This window comes from Paraburkholderia sp. A1RI_3L, assembly GCF_048957895.1.
In the GTDB taxonomy this organism is placed as follows: Bacteria; Pseudomonadota; Gammaproteobacteria; order Burkholderiales; family Burkholderiaceae; genus Paraburkholderia; species Paraburkholderia kururiensis.
In genome coordinates, this window is sequence record NZ_JARCHA010000002.1 from 183110 (window position 1) to 202818 (window position 19709).

At 64.1% G+C, this 19709-nt stretch carries 15 protein-coding genes; 1 reads left to right on the forward strand and 14 read right to left on the reverse strand.

The annotated features are described in order from the left end of the window. Positions 1–10 precede the first annotated feature (10 nt). The 7 genes from pstA to PXJ20_RS06945 all read right to left on the reverse strand — a co-directional run bounded on the left by pstA (position 11) and on the right by PXJ20_RS06945 (position 8557). Positions 11–907, reverse strand: coding sequence for a phosphate ABC transporter permease PstA (gene pstA, locus PXJ20_RS06915; RefSeq protein ID WP_017776185.1), 897 nt, complete (start codon positions 905–907; stop codon positions 11–13). Beyond that, positions 904–1908, reverse strand: coding sequence for a phosphate ABC transporter permease PstC (gene pstC / locus PXJ20_RS06920; RefSeq protein WP_017776184.1), 1005 nt, complete (start codon positions 1906–1908; stop codon positions 904–906). Before pstC ends, pstA begins: the two co-directional genes overlap by 4 nt. Before the next feature lie 172 nt (positions 1909–2080). Next, the gene (gene pstS, locus PXJ20_RS06925; RefSeq protein WP_017776183.1) at positions 2081–3112 is read right to left on the reverse strand and encodes a phosphate ABC transporter substrate-binding protein PstS; all 1032 of its coding nucleotides are present in this window, start codon (positions 3110–3112) and stop codon (positions 2081–2083) included. A 339-nt stretch (positions 3113–3451) separates the two neighbouring features. After that, positions 3452–4810 carry a phosphoglucosamine mutase gene (glmM, locus tag PXJ20_RS06930; protein WP_421029624.1) on the reverse strand — a complete coding sequence of 453 codons (1359 nt, stop codon included), beginning with the start codon at positions 4808–4810 and terminating at the stop codon, positions 3452–3454. A gap of 42 nt (positions 4811–4852) precedes the next feature. Next, the gene (gene folP / locus PXJ20_RS06935) at positions 4853–5740 is read right to left on the reverse strand and encodes a dihydropteroate synthase (RefSeq protein WP_421029625.1); all 888 of its coding nucleotides are present in this window, start codon (positions 5738–5740) and stop codon (positions 4853–4855) included. A 79-nt stretch (positions 5741–5819) separates the two neighbouring features. Further along, positions 5820–7715 (reverse strand): ATP-dependent zinc metalloprotease FtsH, encoded by a 1896-nt coding sequence (ftsH, locus tag PXJ20_RS06940; RefSeq protein WP_017776180.1) that lies wholly within the window; start codon positions 7713–7715, stop codon positions 5820–5822. Between the two features lie 167 nt (positions 7716–7882). Continuing rightward, complete coding sequence (locus PXJ20_RS06945; RefSeq protein ID WP_017776179.1) at positions 7883–8557, reverse strand: RlmE family RNA methyltransferase; 675 nt, start codon at positions 8555–8557, stop codon at positions 7883–7885. Between the two features lie 213 nt (positions 8558–8770). On the opposite strand from PXJ20_RS06945, the gene PXJ20_RS06950 reads away from it, so the two are divergent. Continuing rightward, on the forward strand, positions 8771–9310 hold the full coding sequence (locus tag PXJ20_RS06950; RefSeq protein WP_413212216.1) for a YhbY family RNA-binding protein: 540 nt from the start codon (positions 8771–8773) through the stop codon (positions 9308–9310). 78 nt (positions 9311–9388) lie between these two features. Here PXJ20_RS06950 and PXJ20_RS06955 read toward each other — a convergent pair whose 3' ends face one another. The 7 genes from PXJ20_RS06955 to gloB all read right to left on the reverse strand — a co-directional run bounded on the left by PXJ20_RS06955 (position 9389) and on the right by gloB (position 19708). After that, a complete protein-coding gene (locus PXJ20_RS06955) occupies positions 9389–9889 on the reverse strand; it encodes a DUF4149 domain-containing protein (protein ID WP_026121736.1) in 501 nt (166 codons plus the stop codon). Positions 9890–9912: 23 nt separating this feature from the next. Next, positions 9913–10389: a transcription elongation factor GreA gene (gene greA / locus PXJ20_RS06960; protein WP_017776176.1), complete on the reverse strand. Its 477-nt coding sequence runs from the start codon at positions 10387–10389 to the stop codon at positions 9913–9915. A gap of 154 nt (positions 10390–10543) precedes the next feature. Then, positions 10544–13798 carry a carbamoyl-phosphate synthase large subunit gene (carB, locus tag PXJ20_RS06965; protein ID WP_421029626.1) on the reverse strand — a complete coding sequence of 1085 codons (3255 nt, stop codon included), beginning with the start codon at positions 13796–13798 and terminating at the stop codon, positions 10544–10546. A 94-nt stretch (positions 13799–13892) separates the two neighbouring features. Beyond that, complete coding sequence (carA, locus tag PXJ20_RS06970) at positions 13893–15059, reverse strand: glutamine-hydrolyzing carbamoyl-phosphate synthase small subunit (protein WP_421029627.1); 1167 nt, start codon at positions 15057–15059, stop codon at positions 13893–13895. A gap of 501 nt (positions 15060–15560) precedes the next feature. Beyond that, complete coding sequence (locus PXJ20_RS06975) at positions 15561–16805, reverse strand: MFS transporter (RefSeq protein ID WP_421029628.1); 1245 nt, start codon at positions 16803–16805, stop codon at positions 15561–15563. A 265-nt stretch (positions 16806–17070) separates the two neighbouring features. After that, positions 17071–18735: a transglycosylase SLT domain-containing protein gene (locus PXJ20_RS06980; RefSeq protein WP_199540393.1), complete on the reverse strand. Its 1665-nt coding sequence runs from the start codon at positions 18733–18735 to the stop codon at positions 17071–17073. Between the two features lie 175 nt (positions 18736–18910). Beyond that, positions 18911–19708 (reverse strand): hydroxyacylglutathione hydrolase, encoded by a 798-nt coding sequence (gene gloB / locus PXJ20_RS06985; protein ID WP_421029629.1) that lies wholly within the window; start codon positions 19706–19708, stop codon positions 18911–18913. Between the last annotated feature and the right edge of the window lies 1 nt (position 19709).

Consider the following 19709-nt stretch of genomic DNA (forward strand, 5'->3'; position numbering starts at 1 on the left):
TGCTCCGCCCTTACTTTTTCGAAAAGACCGTGCGTGCGAGGACATTGAGTCCCAGCACCCCGAGCGTAATCAGGAAAACGCCTGCCCACGCGAGCGACTGCCATTGCGCGAACGGGCTCATCGCGAACTTGAAGATGGTGACCGGAAGGTTCGCCATCGGCTGGTTCATGTCCCACGAGAAGAACTGGTTGGACAGCGCCGTGAAGAGCAGCGGCGCCGTTTCGCCGGCAATACGGGCAACGGCCAGCAACACGCCGGTGATGATGCCCGCCACCGACGCCTTCAGCGTGATCGACATCACCATCTTCCACTTCGGCGTACCTAGTGCGAAGGCAGCCTCGCGCAGCGCGTTCGGCACGAGCTTGAGCATGTTCTCGGTCGTGCGGATGACGATGGGAATTTGCAGTAGCGCGAGCGAGATCACGCCGGCCCAGCCGCTGAAGTGCCCCATCTTCGCCACGACGAGCGCGTAGACGAAGAGGCCCACGACGATCGACGGCGCCGACAGCAGAATGTCGTTGATGAAGCGCGTGACGCTCGCAAGCCAGCTCTTCTGGCCGTATTCGGCCAGATACACGCCGGCGAGAATGCCGATCGGCGTGCCCACGAACGTCGCGATCACCACGAGCAACAGGCTGCCCACGATCGCGTTGGCAAGACCACCGCCATCGGTATTCGGTGGCGGCGTGGATTGCGTGAAGAGCTGCACCGAGAGGCCGCCCACACCGAGCTGAAGCGTCGTGAACAGAATCCACACGAGCCACAGCAGCCCGAACGCCATGGCCGCGAGCGAGAGCGAAAGCGCGATGGCGTTGACCGTGCGGCGGCGGCGTTGCAGCCGCGCGCGCATCGTTTCGAGCTTTTCGCCGTAGATCGCGCCCGGAATTTTCATCTGCGATTCGCTCATGACCGGCCACCCTCCGCTTTTTCGAGGCGCAGCAGCAGGAGCTTCGAGATTGCGAGCACGATGAAGGTGATCACGAACAGGATGAGGCCGAGTTCCATAAGCGCGGACGTATGCAGGCCAGGGCTTGCTTCGGCGAACTCGTTAGCGAGTGCCGAGGTGATGCTGTTGCCGGGCGAGAACAGCGAGACGTTGTCGAGCAGATTGGTGTTGCCGATCACGAACGTCACCGCCATCGTTTCACCGAGCGCGCGGCCGAGGCCCAGCATGACGCCGCCGATCACGCCGGACTTGGTGAACGGCAGCACGATCTTCCACATGACTTCCCACGTCGTGCAGCCGATGCCGTATGCCGACTCCTTGAGCAGCACGGGCGTCACTTCGAACACGTCGCGCATCACCGAGGCGATGTACGGAATGATCATGATGGCGAGGATCACGCCCGCGCACAGAATGCCGATGCCGATAGGCGCGCCCTGGAACAGCGCGCCGACGATCGGAATGCCGCCAAGCAACGTGCCGAGCGGCTTTTCGAACCACGCGGCGAAGATCGGGGCGAACACGAGCAAACCCCACATGCCGTAGACGATCGACGGAATGGCGGCCAGCAGTTCGATGGCGATGCCAAGCGGCCGGCGCAGCCAGGCGGGCGACAGCTCGGTCAGGAAGAGCGCGATGCCGAAGCTCACGGGCACCGCGATGATGAGCGCGATCAGCGAGGTCGCGATGGTGCCGTAGATGGGCACGAGCGCGCCGAACTGTTCAGAAGGAGGATCCCACTCGGCCGTCCAGAGAAAGCGCAGGCCGAACTTCTCGATGGTCGGCATCGACGAAACGATCAGCGACACAATAATGCCGCCGAGCAACAGTAACGTGACGATGGCCGCGAGGCGGGTCAGGCTGCCGAAGATGACGTCGCCGAGAGGGCTGGGCGCCTTCTGCTGCGCCGAGCCTCCTGGCGGAGCCGGGCGGGTGACGCCGGGCGCGAGTTGGATGTCGGACATGTTGGCCTGTTTCAGAAGCCGCCCGGCGACGCATTGCGTCGGCGTGCAGCCAGGTAAAGACGGGCATACGGAAACCGCAAGCCGCCTCGCCCAGAAACCCGGGGCGAAGCGGCGCACAACCGGATCACAAAGGCTGCGCCACACGGCACAGCCCCGAACCGGCGCTGACGACTTACTCGGCGATGGCCTTGCCGGAAGTGTCCTTCACCTTCGCCTTCCACTGCGTGCGGATTTCGCTCACGACCGACGCCGGCAGCGAGATGTAGTCGAGCTGATCCGCTGCTTCCGTGCCGTTCTTGAACGCCCAGTCGAAGAACTTCAGCGTTTCCTTGCCGCTATCCGGCTTGTCCTGCGCCGTATGCAGCAGCACGAACGTCGCGCCGACGACCGGCCATGCGTTCTTGCCCGGCTCGTTGGTCAGGATCTGGTAGAACGACTTCTTCCAGTCTGCGCCCGCGGCTGCGGCCTTGAACGTTTCGGTGGTCGGCTCGACAACCGCACCCGACGCGTTCTTCAGCGAAGTGTAGACCATGTGATTTTGCTTGGCGTACGCCCACTCGACGTAGCCGATCGAGCCCGGCAGACGCTGCACGAAGGCCGCAACGCCGTCGTTGCCCTTGCCACCCGTACCGACCGGCCAGTTCACCGTCGTACCTTCGCCCACCTTCGACTTCCACTCGGCGTTCACCTTCGAGAGGTAGTCGGTCCAGATGAAGCTCGTGCCCGAACCGTCGGCACGGCGCACCACGGCGATGTCGAGATCCGGCAGCTTGACCTTCGGATTCAGCGCGGCGATGGCCGGATCGTTCCACTTCTTGATCTTGCCGAGGTAGATGTCGCCCAGCACTTCACCCGACAGAACGAGTTCGCCGGCCTTCACGCCCGGCACGTTGATCGCCGGCACGACGCCGCCCACCACCGTCGGGAACTGGAAGAGGCCTTGCTTCTCGAGTTCGTCGTCCTTCAGAGGAGCGTCCGAACCGGCGAAGTCGACCGTCTTGGCGATGATCTGCTTGAGACCGCCCGACGAACCGATGCCTTGATAGTTGACCTTGCCGCCACCCGATTTCTGGTAGGCGTCGGCCCACTTCGTATAGATGGGTGCTGCGAAGGTGCTGCCCGCGCCGGTGATGTCGGTAGCATGTGCGGCGATCGCGAAGAGCGCGCCAGCCATGCCAGCAAGCGCGGTTTGCATCAATTTCATTGAGACCTCCAGTGGTGTGAGCGGATGACACAACACCGCGAAGCTTAGGGTCTCTTTATGACAGTCATGTGACGTTCCGTGAAAGTCACATGACATTCTTATTACTGGATGAAAGCAAAATCGCGCGGTTAAGCGCGTGCTTCGTTTGGCGATTAGTGGCGTTGAGCCAGGCGTGGCGGGACTTTCGCGGGAGGGGCATGGGCGACGCGAACGTTTGCGCAGAACGCCTCGCGAACCCCGCGTCGACGCGAATCGTACACAAAGTTGGTGCAGCGGGCGCGACGCCGCGGCGGCATTGCGTCGCGTGTCGCTCGTGAATCGGCCTGGCTGGCCTGATGATTACGCTGTTGCGCGCTTCACCACGTCGGCGATGGCTTCGGCATGGCGCACGGCGTCCTGCTCCGCCTGCGCCTCAACCATGACGCGCAGCACGGGCTCGGTGCCCGAGGCGCGGATCAGCACGCGGCCGCGATCGGCCAGCGCGCTCTCGGCCTCGCGAATCGCGTGGCGAATCGCATCGCTGCCCTTCCAGTCCGAGCCGGGCTGCATCCGCACGTTAATGAGCTTCTGCGGAAACAGCTTCACGCCTTCGAGCAGTTGGGCGAGCGTGCGGCCACTGCGCTTCATCGCGGCGAGCACGAGCAGCGCAGAGACGATGCCGTCGCCGGTGGAATGACGATCCAGCGACAGAATGTGGCCGGACCCTTCGGCGCCCAGTTGCCAGCCGTGCTCGCGCAGTTGTTCGAGCACGTACCGGTCGCCCACGGCTGCGCGGACGAACTTCACGCCGGCACGTTGCAGCGCGACTTCGACCGCCATGTTGGTCATCAAGGTGCCGACGGCGCCTTCGACCTTGCCCTCTGTCGCGATGCGGTCCTGGACCAGCACGTAAAGCAGTTCGTCACCGTTATAGAGGCGGCCGGCTGCGTCCACGACCTGCAGGCGGTCCGCATCGCCGTCCAGCGCGATACCGAGGTCCGCGTGGTTCGCGCGCACCGCGCGCACCAATGCGTCCGGCGCAGTGGCGCCCACACCGTCGTTGATGTTGAAACCGTTCGGCGCGACGCCGATCGGGATCACGTCCGCACCCAGCTCATGGAACACGTGCGGCGCGATGTGATAGGCCGCGCCGTGGGCGCAATCGACGACGAGCTTCATGCCGCGCAGGTCGAACGTCTGAGGAAAGGTGCCCTTGCAGAACTCGATGTAGCGGCCCGCCGCGTCGTCGAGGCGCCGCGCCTTGCCGAGCTGTTCGGACGGCGCGCAATCGAGCGGCTTCTCGAGTTGCTCTTCGATCTGGAGTTCGACCTCGTCGGGCAGCTTGTTGCCATCCGCCGAGAAGAACTTGATGCCGTTGTCGTAGTACGGATTGTGCGAAGCGCTAATGACGACGCCCGCCGCGAGGCGCAACGCGCGCGTGAGATACGCGATGCCAGGCGTTGGCATCGGGCCGGCAAGCATCACGTCGACGCCGGCTGCAGAGAAACCCGATTCGAGCGCCGCTTCGAGCATATAGCCCGAAACGCGCGTGTCCTTGCCGATCAGTACCGTGGGGCGCGTACCCGACCGGGCCCAGCGGTCCGCGCCGGCAAGCACCTTGCCCGCGGCAAAGCCGAGGCGCAACACGAAATCCGGCGTGATCGGCGCCGCACCGACTTTGCCTCGAATGCCATCTGTACCGAAATAGCGACGTGCCATTGCTTGTGGTCCTCCCTTCCTTATATTGAGGGCCCGTGCGGATCAAACGCGGCGTGCCGCGTCGCGCACTGTTGCCCAAACTTTCAATGCGTCCACCGTCGGTGCCACGTCGTGCACGCGGACGATCGCCGCCCCCCGTTCCGCTGCGCACACGGCGGCGGCCACGCTCGCCGCCATGCGGTCAGGGGTCGAACGACCCGTGACCGCGCCCAGCATCGACTTGCGCGACATGCCGACCAGAATCGGGAACGGCGGATCCGCCTGCGGCGCTGTGTCGCGCAAATGCGCGAGCAGCGCGTAGTTGTGCTCGACCACGGACTTCCCAAAACCAAAGCCAGGATCGACGCTGATGCGCTCGCGCGCGATGCCCGCGTCAGTCAGCGCGCGCACGCGCTCTTCGAGAAACTGACGCACGTCGTCCACCACGTTCGTATACGCCGGCTCGCCGCGCTGCATGGTTTGCGGCTCGCCAAGCATGTGCATTGCACAGAGGCCGCAGCGGCTGTCGCGAACCGCGTCGATTGCGCCCGGCAGCCGGAAACCCCAGACGTCGTTGATCAGGTCGGCGCCCGCGGCCAATGCCTGCCGCATCACTTCGGGCTTGTAGGTATCGATGGACAACGGCACGTTCGCGTCGCGCAATTGCTCGATCATGGGAATCACGCGTTCGAGTTCTTCGTCGAGCGGCACGGGTGGCGCACCCGGCCGCGTCGATTCGCCGCCGATGTCGATCAGGTCGACGCCGTCGAGCATCATCCGCTCGGCCTGACGCAAAGCGTCGCCGCGGGCAATGAACTTGCCGCCATCGGAGAAGGAATCGGGCGTGACGTTGAGAATGCCCATCACGAGCGGACGCTCGAACGACAGGGTAAAGCGGCCGCACTGTAGCGGCGCGGGAAGCGGATAAGACCGCGATTCGATGCTGGACACGAAAACGCTTTCGACGTGACTAGGAATGCAAAACGGGCCGGTGTGGTGTCACACCGGCCCGTACGTTATGCGGCCTCTATTACGCCGGTGCGGCAGCGCTGCCCGGCTTGACCTCGGTGCCCGTATTGCTGCCACCGGACGATGAGGCGTCACTGGCCGGCGGCGGCGCGCTCTTCGGCGAGCGCGGCGGACGGCCCGCCATGATGTCGTTGATCTGATCGGCGTCGATCGTCTCCCACTCCATCAGCGCGGCGGTCATCGCCTCAACCTTGTCGCGGTTCTCTTCGAGCAGACGCCTTGCGAGGCTGTACTGCTCGTCCAGCACGCGACGGATTTCGGCATCGACCTTCTGCTGCGTCGCCTCGGAAATCGTACGCGTGAACCCGCGGCCGAACGGCGAAGCGTCGTTCTCGTCGTCGACATACACCATCGGCCCCAGCGCGTCCGTCATGCCGAAACGAGCCACCATGGCGCGTGCCGTCTGCGTCGCCTTGTTGAAGTCGTCCGACGCGCCTGTGCTGATCAGGTTCAGGAACAGTTCTTCGGCTGCACGCCCACCAAACAGGATCGCAAGACGATCGAGCAGGTAGTCCTTCGAGTACGTTTCGTTGTCGTGCTCAGGCAATTGCCACGTAACGCCGAGCGCCCGGCCACGCGGAATGATCGTGACCTTGTGCACCGGGTCCGCCTTCGGCAGCAGTTTTGCGATCACGGCGTGGCCCGACTCGTGGTACGCCGTGGCACGCTTCGCGTCCTCACGGATCACGGCGGACTTGCGCTCCGGACCCATGAAAATCTTGTCCTTCGCGTCTTCGAAGTCCTGCATTTCGACGATGCGCTTGCCGCGGCGGGCCGCGAAGAGCGCAGCCTCGTTCACGAGATTCGCGAGATCGGCGCCCGAGAAGCCCGGCGTGCCGCGCGCGATCACCGCCGCATCAACGTCGTTCGCAATGGGCACCTTGCGCAAATGCACCTTCATGATGTGTTCGCGACCGCGAATGTCGGGCAGGCCGACGTACACCTGGCGGTCGAAACGGCCCGGACGCAGCAACGCCTTGTCGAGCACGTCGGAGCGGTTCGTCGCAGCAATCACGATCACGCCGGAATTCGCTTCGAAGCCGTCCATTTCCACGAGCATCTGGTTCAGCGTCTGTTCGCGCTCGTCGTTGCCGCCGCCCATGCCGGCGCCACGATGACGACCCACCGCATCGATTTCATCGATGAACACGATACACGGCGCGTGCTTCTTCGCCTGCTCGAACATGTCGCGCACGCGCGCCGCGCCCACGCCGACGAACATCTCAACGAAGTCGGAACCCGAGATGCTGAAGAACGGCACCTTTGCTTCGCCTGCGATAGCGCGCGCAAGCAACGTCTTGCCGGTACCCGGAGGGCCGACGAGCAACACGCCGCGCGGAATGCGACCGCCCAGCTTCTGGAACTTCTGCGGATCGCGCAGGAAGTCCACGAGTTCGGACACTTCTTCCTTGGCTTCGTCGCAGCCGGCGACGTCGGAGAAATTGACAGCGTTGTTGTTCTCGTCGATGAGGCGTGCGCGGGACTTGCCGAACGAAAAGGCCCCGCCTTTCCCGCCCCCCTGCATCTGTCGCATCATGTAAAACCAGAAGCCGATGATGAGGATGGTTGGTCCAAGGTAATACAGCGCCGAGACAAGCGCATTGGGTTCTTCATCGGCCTTGCCGCTCACCTGGACGCCATACTTCATCAAATCGCCGACCATCCAGATGTCGCCGGGCGACACGATCTGATACTTCTGGCCGTCTGACGGAGTGACCGTGAGGTTCCGCCCCTGCACGATAACGCTCTTGACCTTACCGTTCTTGGCGTCGTCCATGAACTGCGAATACGAGACGCCTTCCTGGACGCGGGGCTTATCGAACTGCTTGAACACAGTAAACAGCACCAGTGCGATGACCAGCCACACTGCTGCCTTCGAAAACATGTTGTTGTTCAAAGCACCACTCCTTCACTCATAGACGGGCGCCTACATTTGCCTTGCGGCACCACGAAAGCATTCTAATCCAGTCCGCAGACCCCTGCCATAACGAATCGCTACTGCAGGGATAGCCGGAAACCGCGCCAGAAGCGGCCCTGGCGGCATCCGGCGATGCCCCGCAACCGTCACTTGTCGCGGGCTTCCGGACGTTTCAGCTGTCTGCCCAAAATAAACGTTTCAGCCGATTTATCGCGTGACGCCTTCGGCTTGCGGGCCGCCACGATTTTGAACTGGTGCTTGAACTTCTCGACGATCTGGCTATACCCGCTGCCGTGAAAGCACTTGACTAAAAGGGCGCCATCCGGCTTGAGGTGCTGCTGGGCGAATTCCAGCGCCAGGTCGCAAACGTGCTCGATGCGCGCGGCGTCGGCAACGGCCACGCCGGACAGGTTGGGTGCCATGTCGGAAATTACAAGGTCCACCGGCCGGTCTCCCACGACTTCTTCAAGCTGGGCGAGTACGCTCTCCTCGCGGAAATCGCCCTCGATGAAATGGACATCGGCAATGGGCTCCATGGGCAGCAGGTCGAGCGCAATGATTGTGCCGTCGATACCGCCCTGGCGCGCCGCGTCGCGTCGGCCGCCCTGCGCGAGCTTGTTGCGCACGTACTGGCTCCAACTCCCCGGCGCAGCGCCAAGATCGACGATGACCTGACCGGGCCGGATCAGCTTGTCCTGCTCGTCGATCTCTTTGAGCTTGTAGGCGGCGCGGGCGCGATACCCCTCCCGCTGCGCCATCTTCACGTACGGGTCGTTGATGTGGTCGTGCAGCCACGACTGGTTGAATCGATTTTTTGCCATTACCGTTGAACTGTTGCTGCGTGATGCCGCACTTTTAGCGGATAATACGCGTTTTATTTACGTGGCTGCCGCCCCCGCCCGTACCGGGCCGCAGGGCTGCTTGCGGGTTGTTTCTTCCCCCACGTTTTCCCTTGTTCCGGCGAGCCGCTCCTCGCGCCCATGCGGCGAGCGGGCGCCGCCATTCTAGTCGAGTCCTGAACTCCCACAGCCGCCATGCCCGCCCTCCAAATCTCCTCCGACCAACGCGCCGCACTGCGCTCCGAAGCGCACGCGCTCAAACCGGTCGTACTCGTCGGCGCCGAAGGCTTGACCGACGCCGTTCTCAAAGAGATCAAGGTGCACCTCACGGCCCATGAACTCATCAAGATCCGCGTGTTCGGCGACGAGCGCGAAACGCGCCTCGCCATCTACGAGGAAATTTGCGACCGGCTCAACGCCGCGCCGATCCAGCACATCGGCAAGCTGCTCGTGATCTGGAAGCCCCGGCCCGCCGAACCCGCCGCGAGGCGCGGTGCGGCTCGCAAAGCGGCCGTTCCGGGCGCCCGCGAGGCGCGGGCCGCAGAGCCTGCCGCGCCGAAAGGCCGCGCGCCGCGCGTCGTCAAAGTGGTCAAGCCGAGCGACAACCCGATGCGCCGGAACAGGCCCGAACTCGTCGTGGTACGCGGCAATGAACGCGTGACGGCGGGCGGCAACGTGAAACGGGCGAAAAAGCGCCAGACGGGCGCAAAACGACAGCACCAGGGCACCAAGTAAGGCCGCAACAGGAATCGGCAAGGCGCTTACGCGCCTTTCGCCGGAGGTGCGTCAAACGGCCCCAGCACGTCCAGGCGGTTATGCAGCATCGCGCTGTGCGCCCGACCGGAGCGGCGCCGCGAGCGTCGCGCTGCCGGGAAGCATCCAGACCAGCGCGAGGCCGAAGAGACTCTCCACCAGATAGAACAGACTCGATACGCCGTGCAGCAGCCCGAAGCGGCTTGCATATGCGGAATGGCCCACATCCGTACCGGCATTCAGGGCCGCTACGCGCAGCGCATTCATGAACGGCTGCAATCCGAAGTAACCGACGAGCACGCACACCAGCATGCCCGTCATCACCCAGCGCAGCCGGCGATACACATCGTTACCGCGCCGAACGAGCAGATTGCCGAGCGCGAGCAGCAACACGCCGCACACCACACCGATCACCGCTTCGATGCGAAAGAGTTGCGCCGCGACGCTGCCCGCCGTCATGCGATCGAGCGAAGTGAACAGCACGGGCGCGACCGCGTAGCCGATTGTCAGCAAGCTGCCGACCCAGACTACGACGATAAGCCGGAATACCCGGTGAGGCATCGAGGACACCTGCACGGCGCCGCTCAGACGTAACGGACTTCGATGATTTCGTACTCGCGCACGCCGCTTGGCGCCTGCACGGCGGCGACGTCGCCTTCCGACTTGCCGATGAGCGCACGCGCGATGGGCGAGCTGATGGAGATGAGGCCGTGCTCGAGGTCGGCTTCGTCGTCGCCGACGATTTGATACGTCACGGTCTTGCCCGATTCAAGGTCTTCGAGTTCCACCGTTGCCGCGAACACGACGCGGCCGTCCGCTTCCAGTGCGGCGGGATCGATGACCTGCGCCGCTGCCAGCTTCGATTCGATCTCCGCAATGCGGCCTTCGATGAAGCCCTGTTTTTCTTTGGCTGCATCGTATTCGGCGTTTTCCGACAGGTCACCTTGTGCGCGGGCTTCCGCGATCGAATTGATGACTGCGGGACGCTCGACTGTTTTAAGACGCTGCAGTTCGTCGCGCAGTTGATCCGCGCCACGTCTGGTCAAGGGAATAGTGCTCATAGACGACTCATGTGGCCAAAAACGGCCATAAAAAAAATCACCGCGGTTAAGTGCATCCCGGTGCGGAACCGGCCACGATACGCTGGTATCAGGCCGTAGCCTTCGGGACGCCGCCTAACCGCGGCAGTTACGAATTGGACTGGTGATCGAAGCCTTAGTTTAGGCGAGCATGGAGTCCTTGTAAATCATAGACTTCCAGGTTCTTCAGGTACCGCAGACCCTCCACCGCGGCACGCGCGCCCGACATGGTCGTGTAGTACGTGACCTTGTTTGCCTGGGCGCTCATGCGGATGGAACGCGAGTCCGCAATCGCCGATCGCGTCTCGTCGACCGTCGTGAAGACGAGTGCGATCTCGCCGTTCTTGATCATGTCGACGATGTGCGGACGGCCGTCCTTCACCTTGTTCACCACCTTCACCGGCACGCCGGCGGCCTGAATGGCCGCGGCCGTGCCGCGCGTCGCGACGATCGGATAGCCGAGTTCGTGCAGCATGCGGGCGACTTCCACTGCCTTCGGTTTGTCGGCGTCCATCACCGTAAGCAACACCGTGCCCGACTCGGGCAGGCGCGAGCCCGCGGCGAGCTGCGACTTGAAAAGCGCCTCGCCAAAGGTCTTGCCCACGCCCATCACTTCACCGGTCGAACGCATTTCCGGTCCAAGCACCGGATCGACGGTGGGGAACTTGACGAACGGGAACACGGCTTCCTTAACGCTGAAGTAAGGCGGCACCACTTCGCGCGTCACGCCCTGCTCCGCGAGCTTCTGGCCCACCATCGCGCGCGCCGCGATCTTCGCGAGCGGCAGGCTGGTCGCCTTCGAGACGTACGGCACGGTACGCGAGGCGCGCGGGTTCACTTCGAGCACGTAGATCACGTCACGCTTCGAGCCGTCGTCCTGCGGAACCTGCTGGATGGCGAACTGCACGTTCATCAGGCCCACCACGTTGAGCGCCTTCGCCATCGCGGCCGTCTGGCGCTTCAGCTCGGCAACCGTTTCCTGCGAGAGCGAATACGGCGGTAGCGAGCACGCCGAGTCACCCGAGTGCACGCCGGCCTGCTCGATGTGTTCCATCACGCCGCCAATGAACACCGCTTCGCCGTCGGAGATGCAGTCGACGTCGCATTCGATCGCGTCGTTGAGGAAGCGGTCGAGCAGCACCGGCGAGTCGTTCGAGACCTTCACGGCCTCGCGCATGTAGCGTTCGAGGTCGCGCGGCTCGTGGACGATTTCCATCGCGCGCCCGCCCAGCACATACGACGGACGCACGACGAGCGGATAGCCGATCTCGTCCGCCAGCTTGAGCGCCTCCTCTTCGGTACGCGCGGTGCGGTTGGGCGGCTGACGCAGGTTCAGGTCCTGCAGCAGCTTCTGGAAACGCTCGCGGTCTTCCGCGGCGTCGATCATGTCAGGCGACGTGCCGACGATGGGCACCCCGTTCGCCTCCAGATCGAGTGCGAGCTTGAGCGGCGTCTGGCCGCCGTACTGCACGATCACGCCGAGCGGCTTTTCCTTGTCGACGATTTCGAGCACGTCTTCGAGCGTGAGCGGCTCGAAGTACAGACGGTCGGATGTGTCGTAGTCGGTGGAAACGGTCTCGGGGTTGCAGTTGACCATGATCGTTTCGTAGCCGTCTTCGCGCATCGCGAGCGCGGCATGCACGCAGCAATAGTCGAACTCGATGCCCTGGCCGATCCGATTCGGGCCACCGCCCAGCACCATGATCTTCTTCTTGTCGGTGGGCTGCGCTTCGCACTCTTCCTCGTAGGTCGAGTACATGTACGCGGTTTTCGTGGCGAACTCGGCCGCGCACGTGTCCACGCGCTTGTACACGGGGCGCACGTTGAGTTCGATACGGCGGCGGCGCACGTCGGTCTGCGTCGCGCCCAGCAGTTTCGCGAGACGCCGGTCCGAGAAGCCGCTCTGCTTGAGGAAGTACAGCTCTTCCTTCGAAAGGCTTGCGAGCGTGCGGCCGGCGAGCGCCTTCTCCTTGAGCACGATCTGTTCGATCTGCGCGAGGAACCACGGGTCGATCGACGTTTCCTCGAAGACTTCCTCGCGCGTCATGCCGAGGCGGAACGCGTCGCCCACGTACCAGATGCGATCCGGACCGGCCTCGCCGATCTGGCGGATCACTTCGTCGCGGTTCGTGGTCTTTTCGTCGAGACCGTCCACGCCCACTTCGAGGCCGCGCAGCGCCTTCTGGAACGACTCCTGGAACGTGCGACCGATCGCCATCACTTCGCCCACGGACTTCATCTGCGTCGTCAGGCGCGGGTCGGCTTCGCGGAATTTCTCGAACGCGAAGCGCGGAATCTTGGTGACCACGTAGTCGATGGTCGGTTCGAACGACGCCGGCGTCTGACCGCCCGTGATCTCGTTCTTGAGTTCGTCGAGCGTATAGCCCACGGCGAGCTTCGCCGCGACCTTCGCGATGGGAAAGCCCGTTGCCTTCGAGGCAAGCGCCGACGAACGCGACACGCGCGGGTTCATCTCGATCACGATCATGCGGCCGTTCTGCGGGTTGATCGAGAACTGCACGTTCGAGCCGCCCGTATCCACGCCAATCTCTCGCAATACGGCGAGCGAGGCATCGCGCAGGATCTGGTACTCCTTGTCCGTGAGCGTCTGTGCCGGCGCGACCGTAATCGAGTCGCCGGTGTGGATGCCCATCGGGTCCAGGTTCTCGATCGAGCACACGATGATGCAGTTGTCCTTCCTGTCGCGGACCACTTCCATCTCGTACTCTTTCCAGCCCAGCAGCGATTCTTCGATCAAGAGCTCACGCGTAGGCGAGAGGTCGAGCCCGCGCTTGCAGATTTCCTCGAACTCTTCGCGGTTGTACGCAATGCCGCCGCCCGAGCCGCCCAGCGTGAACGAAGGACGAATCACGATCGGATAACCGCCCGTGCCGGTGGCCTGGGCAATTTCCGCGTGCACCTTGAGCGCCTCTTCCATCGAGTGCGCCGTGCCGGACTTCGCCGAGCCAAGGCCGATCTTGGTCATCGCGTCCTTGAACTTCTGGCGGTCTTCGGCCTTGTCGATGGCTTCCGGCGAGGCGCCGATCAGCTCGACGTCGTACTTCGCCAGCACGCCTTCGCGGAACAGGTCGAGCGCGCAGTTGAGCGCGGTCTGGCCGCCCATTGTCGGCAGGATCGCGTCAGGGCGCTCCTTCGCGATGATGCGCTCCACCACTTCCCACGTGATCGGCTCGATGTAGGTGACGTCGGCCGTGTTCGGGTCGGTCATGATCGTCGCCGGATTGCTGTTGACGAGAATGACCTTGTAGCCCTCCTCCCGCAACGCCTTGCACGCCTGCGCGCCCGAATAATCGAACTCGCACGCCTGGCCGATGATGATCGGACCGGCGCCGATGATGAGGATGCTCTTGATGTCTGTCCGCTTGGGCATAACGCTCTCGTAGATGTATTCCTGTGTTCCTTGCTTGCTCGCGCGCTCGGGCGGCAGGGTACGCCGCCGGCGCTGCGTCCTTCGTGCCGGCTCTTCAGGCAGCAGCCGTGCGATCCGTCGCGCCGGTGTTGCGGGCGGCGTCCATCAACGCCGTGAACCGGTCGAACAGATAGCCGATGTCGTGCGGCCCCGGCGACGCCTCCGGGTGGCCCTGGAAGCAGAACGCCGGCTTGTCGGTCAGCGCGAAGCCCTGCAGCGTGCCGTCGAACAGCGACACGTGCGTCACGCGCGCGTTGGCGGGCAGCGTGTCGGCATCCACCGCGAAGCCATGGTTCTGCGACGTGATCACGACGCGGCCGTCCGCAAGATCCTTCACCGGGTGGTTCGCGCCGTGGTGGCCGGTCTTCATCTTCATCGTCTTTGCGCCGACGGCGAGCCCCATGATCTGGTGGCCAAGGCAGATGCCAAACGTCGGGATGCCGCGCGCGATGAATTCCTTCGTGGCCGCGATGGCGTAGTCGCACGGTTCCGGGTCGCCGGGACCGTTGGAGAGGAAGATGCCGTCCGGATTGAGCGCGAGCGCGTCGGCCGCGCTCGCCTGGGCGGGCAGCACCGTGACGTGGCAGCCGCGCTGCGCGAGCATGCGCAGGATGTTGTGCTTCACGCCGTAGTCGAAGGCGACCACGCGGTACTTCGGCTCGTTCTGCACGCCGTAGCCTTCGCCCAGTTGCCATTCGGTCGTCGTCCAGACGTACTCGCGCTGCGTCGAGACCACCTTCGCGAGGTCCATGCCGGCAAGGCCGGGAAACGAGCGCGCCAGTTCGATGGCCTGAGCTTCGTCTGCCGAGCCCGCTACGATCGCGCCGTTTTGCGCGCCCTTGTCACGCAGAATGCGCGTGAGCTTGCGCGTGTCGATGCCCGCAATCGCCACCACGTTTTCGTCGCGCAGGTAGTCGGAGAGCGAACGCTCCATGCGGAAGTTCGACGCGAGCCCCGGCAGGTCGCGAATGATGAGACCGGCGGCATGGACTTTCGTGGCTTCGACGTCTTCAGCGTTGACGCCGACGTTGCCGATATGCGGATACGTGAGGGTGACGATCTGGCGGGCGTAGCTCGGGTCGGTCAGGATTTCCTGATAGCCCGTCATGGCCGTGTTGAACACGACTTCGCCGATGGTATGGCCCGGCGCGCCGATCGAGTAACCACGAAAGACCGTGCCGTCGGCAAGCGCGAGCAGAGCAGGAGAAAAAGACGGCAACACGGGAGACTCCTTGGGGGAACACCCTGTTGCCGACCTGTTGATCCGACCGTACGGGCTGAGGCAGCGGCATCGTTCGATGCGCGCGAGAGCCCGTCGCGGCTGGCGGCAGGCGTCGCGCTCGCGGCGGACGGTCGCGGCTCTCAACGAGCGGACCGGACGGGAGCTGCGGCGCGCCTTCCGCTGCCTGTTGCGTACATATTGCGTGCGAATGCACGCCGACGCGCGGCGGATGAACGGTTTGGAGGAGGTAGGCGCTAGGGTGCGGGTTGATAAGCTGAAACTTTCGAATTATAGCCTGAAAGCGACGTTATCTTCAAATCCCGGGACGTTAGGGCCAGAACCGCGACGGTTCGCTGACCGTATTCACTATAGTCCACCCGGCCCCACGGGCAGCCGATGAGTCCCCAGTCGTTCGTGCACGGCAAGGCTCGACATCGTGATTGCGGGACACCGGACGAGCGCGCCAATCCGGTTCTCCAGCCCATTTCAGGTTCGAGTCGCTCAGAGCTGCCGCTCGGCCGAAAGCGCGGCCGATTCCGCCATCGCCGGACCTGGCAGTACGTACCACACCGCACTTGCGAGTTGCAGCGCAATCAGGATGCCCCAGGCGGTGAGATGCGCCGCGCGCGGATAATGTCCGTCCATTTCGGGCCAGTGCGACAACACAGCGCCCACGCCGATCTGGAAACCGAAGATCAGCAGAAAGATAACGAGGGTGAGCGTCGTATTAACGCGTCCGATCAAATGCGCCGGGAAATGTCGCGCCATCGCCGCGTAACTCAGGATGCCGGTGCCGCCGAAGAAGCCGTAAGCCGCCCACAGGAAGCCAGCGGGCAGCGGCGCGCCGCACACGATCAGGACCTGGGTGACGACGAACAGCGCCATGCCGATGCCGCAGAACGCGTACAAAGAAATGCCCTGACGCTCGAGGCCGCGGGCCGCCGCGCCAAAGCCCACGCAACCTGCCATCATCGCGAAGCCCAACACCGATACGAGCGCGGCCGCGGCCGGCCCGGCGAAGCCCGCGACATCGCGTAGCCAGGCACCGACCCACAGCGACTGCATGGCGTAAAACACCCCCTGCGTGACGACGGAGAACGACGCCATCCTCCAGAACGCCGCGCTGCGCATGATGTGCCACGTGCCCTTGAACTGACTCACGAGCCCGCCCTGGCGATGCTGCGAGTCGCGCGACTCCGGTGCGCCGAGCCAGAGCGCGGCAGACACGGCCATCGTAAGCACGCCCAAACCAACGCACACCGTACGCCAGCCCGCAAACGTCAATAGCCAGGTCAGAGGCGATCCGACTGCAACGCCGCCCAGCCCGCCGACCGCCATCACGAGCCCGTTCATGAGCGGCAACCGCGCCTGCGGGTAATGCTGCGCAAGCGCCTTGAACGCCGCGCCGAGACATACGGAAACGCCCACACCGATCAGCAGCCGCCCTGCCATCATCCCGGCCACGCCATGAGCCGCGCCGAAGACCCATACGCCGGCCGCAGCAAAGAGGAGCATCCCCGCCGTTACGCGGCGCGCGCCGTAGTGATCGAGCAGCACGCCTGCCGGAATCTGGGCACCCGCGAAGCCGAGGAAGTAGAGACTGGTGAGAAGGCCAAGATCGGCTGCGGAAAGTCCGAGTTCATGAGTGATCAACGGCGCGAAGCCGAGATTGACGCCGCGGAACACGTACGAGACGAAATACCCCGCGGAAAACAGCACGAACACACGCAACTGGGTAGAGGACATGGGAACGTCGGACGAGCACTGTGTAAGCGCCGGCGCATCGGCCGGCGAGAAACCGGAACGATACTGGAAAGCGGCCACGCCTGCCGGACGCGGATTCGACGCCACACCCCACCGAATCAGCATCGCGCGGCGACGGGAACGGCTACAGCAAAATGAAAACGCCGTCACGCAAGGTGACGGCGCATGAAAATACCAGGTGTGATCGGAGCGCGTTTCATGCGCTGCCCCCGCAACGCATGTGGTCACCCCAGGCGGGCCGCTTGTTTTACTTGCGCTTGCGCGCTTCGCCTGCGGTCTTCGGGCGGCTTGCCGCAGACTTCGATGCCTTGCTGGACACGCTTGCAGGCGCCTTCGTCGATGCAGCCGGCGTCTTCTTCGCAGCCGCCGAAACCTTGACGACGCCGGTGCGAGCGTGACCGTGCTTCTTATCGTAGCGCGAACCGGCAGGCTTGTCCGGAACGCTTGCGCTGACCTTCTCCACGCCGCCGCCCTGCACAGTGGTCGCGAGCTTTTCGGGGCCCGGCTCGCTCGGCATCGACTTGCCGACCGGCACGTGCAACACGAGCACCTGCCCCGGGCTGACGAGCGTCCGATGCGTGCGGTTCCACGCCTGCAACTGACCGACGGAAACACCGTAGCGGCTCGCCACGGCGGCCATCGACTGCTTGCGGCGCACGCGGATCAGCATCTTGCGGGTGTCGGGTACGTCGGGCTCCATTGCCAGCACGGCGCTTTCGGCGACGTCGGCGCTGATGTCTTCGTCGTCGTCACCGCCGCTGCGCGGCACCACGAGCGTAGAGCCCGGTTTCAGACGCATGCCCGCCGGAATCTTGTTGACCGACATGAGCGTGTCCGCGTCCACGCCGATCTTCTCGGCGAGTGCCACAGGGCGCGCGCGCTCGGTCACCGTGTACGTGGTCCACGACGAGAGCTGGCCCTTGTAGGCCTTCAGGTTGTGCTCAAACGCGCTCGCGTTGTCGAACGGCAGCAGGATCTGCGGCTGCGTCGCCCCGAGGATGACCGGCTTCTTGAACGACGGGTTAAGCGAGCGGAATTCGTCCGTGGACATGTTCGCCAGCTTCGCGGCCACGTCGACGTCCATGTCGTGGGAAGTCGTGACCGTCACGAAGTACGGGTGATTCGGGATGGAGGGCAGCGCGAGCCCGTACTGCTGCGGGTTCGTCACGATGTTTTTGACGGCCTGCAGCTTCGGCACGTAGTTGCGCGTCTCGTTCGGCATGCGCAGGCTCTGGTAGTCCGTGGGCAGCCCCGCCGCCTGGTTGCGCGCAATAGCGCGCTGCACATTGCCTTCGCCCCAGTTGTACGCCGCGAGCGCGAGATACCAGTCGCCGAACATGTCATGCAGGCGCGACAGATAGTCGAGCGCGGCGCTGGTCGACGCAAGCACGTCGCGACGCTCGTCCTGCCACATGTTCTGCTTGAGGTTGTAGGTGCGGCCCGTGCCCGGGACGAACTGCCACATGCCCGCCGCCTTCGCGACCGAAAGGGCCTGCGGGTTGTACGCGGATTCGATGAACGGCAGCAGCGCGAGCTCGGTGGGCATGTGCCGCGCCTCGAGCTCTTCGACGATGTGATAGAGGTACTTCTGCGACCGCTCGGTCATGCGGGCCACGTAGGCGGGGCGCTGCGCATACCAGTTGACCTGCATGTCGACCAGGTCGCTCTGCAGGTCGGGCATCTGGAAACCGCGGCGGATGCGCGCCCACAGATCGGTATCGGCGCTGGTGAGCTGATCGACGGAACCGTTGTCGACGTCGATGGTTTCTTTGGCGGAGGCAGTCTTGCGGAGGGTGTCGGCTACAACTTGCTGTGTATTGGGATCGGGTGAGGCGGATTGACTCGCAGTCGGCCCCTGGCTCGCGCACGCGGCGAGCATGAGGACCACTAGCGCACTAAAGATAAATCGCATGAATCGGCTTCCACAAGGCTGGAATTTGGAGCCGATGGTACGGGAAGCCAAGCGTTTCCGTCAATTGGAAATAACGGGAAAAACCAAGCTAAATCCGATGCTTGGCCAATTTTCCATAGTGATGGGATGAAGATCGCCGCGATTTACAACGGCTGGAAAGCGCGTTGACAACGCTTCAGCGGAAGCGATTTTTCCACTCCCGCATGAGCGTGAACGCCGCGAGGCGGTCCGACACCGTTTCGTGGAGCGACTGCGCAAGCGTGGCTTGGACTGTCGGGTCGCCGGCACGCAGGAACGGATTCACGGCGCGCTCGTGCGCGATCGTGGTGGGCAGCGTGGGCTCGTTTCGCTCGCGCCGGGCGATGGCCTCATCGCGCCACGCGGCAAGGTCTCTATTGGCCGGCTCGCACGCCAGCGCGAAACGGATGTTCGAAAGCGTGTATTCGTGTGCGCAATGCACCTGGGTCGCGCCGGGGAGCGCCGCGAGCGCGTCGAGCGAGGTCAGCATCTGCGCCGGCGTGCCCTCGAAAAGCCGGCCGCAGCCGCAGGCGAACAGCGTGTCGCCGCAAAACACGTGCGGCGTGCCGAGCGGGTCGGCCGCCTGGAAGTACGCGATATGGCCACGCGTGTGGCCGGGCACGTCAATCACGGAAAATTCGAGCGCCGGCTGGGCGATGTGGATGTGGTCGCCGCCCGCAAGCGGATGCGTGACGCTGGGAATCTGCTCGGCTGCCGGACCGTAGACGGGCAGCGCCTCGCCTTTCAGCAGATCGGCCACTCCGCCGACGTGGTCGTTGTGATGGTGCGTGAGTAAAATAGCGGCGAGCCGCCAGCCCCGCTTCGCCAGATACGCGCGCACCGGGCCGGCTTCGCCCGGATCGACGGCGATCGCATCGCGACCGTCTGACACGACCCAGACGTAGTTGTCTTCAAACGCCGAGACGGGTACGTATTCGTACGCAAGCGCATTCATG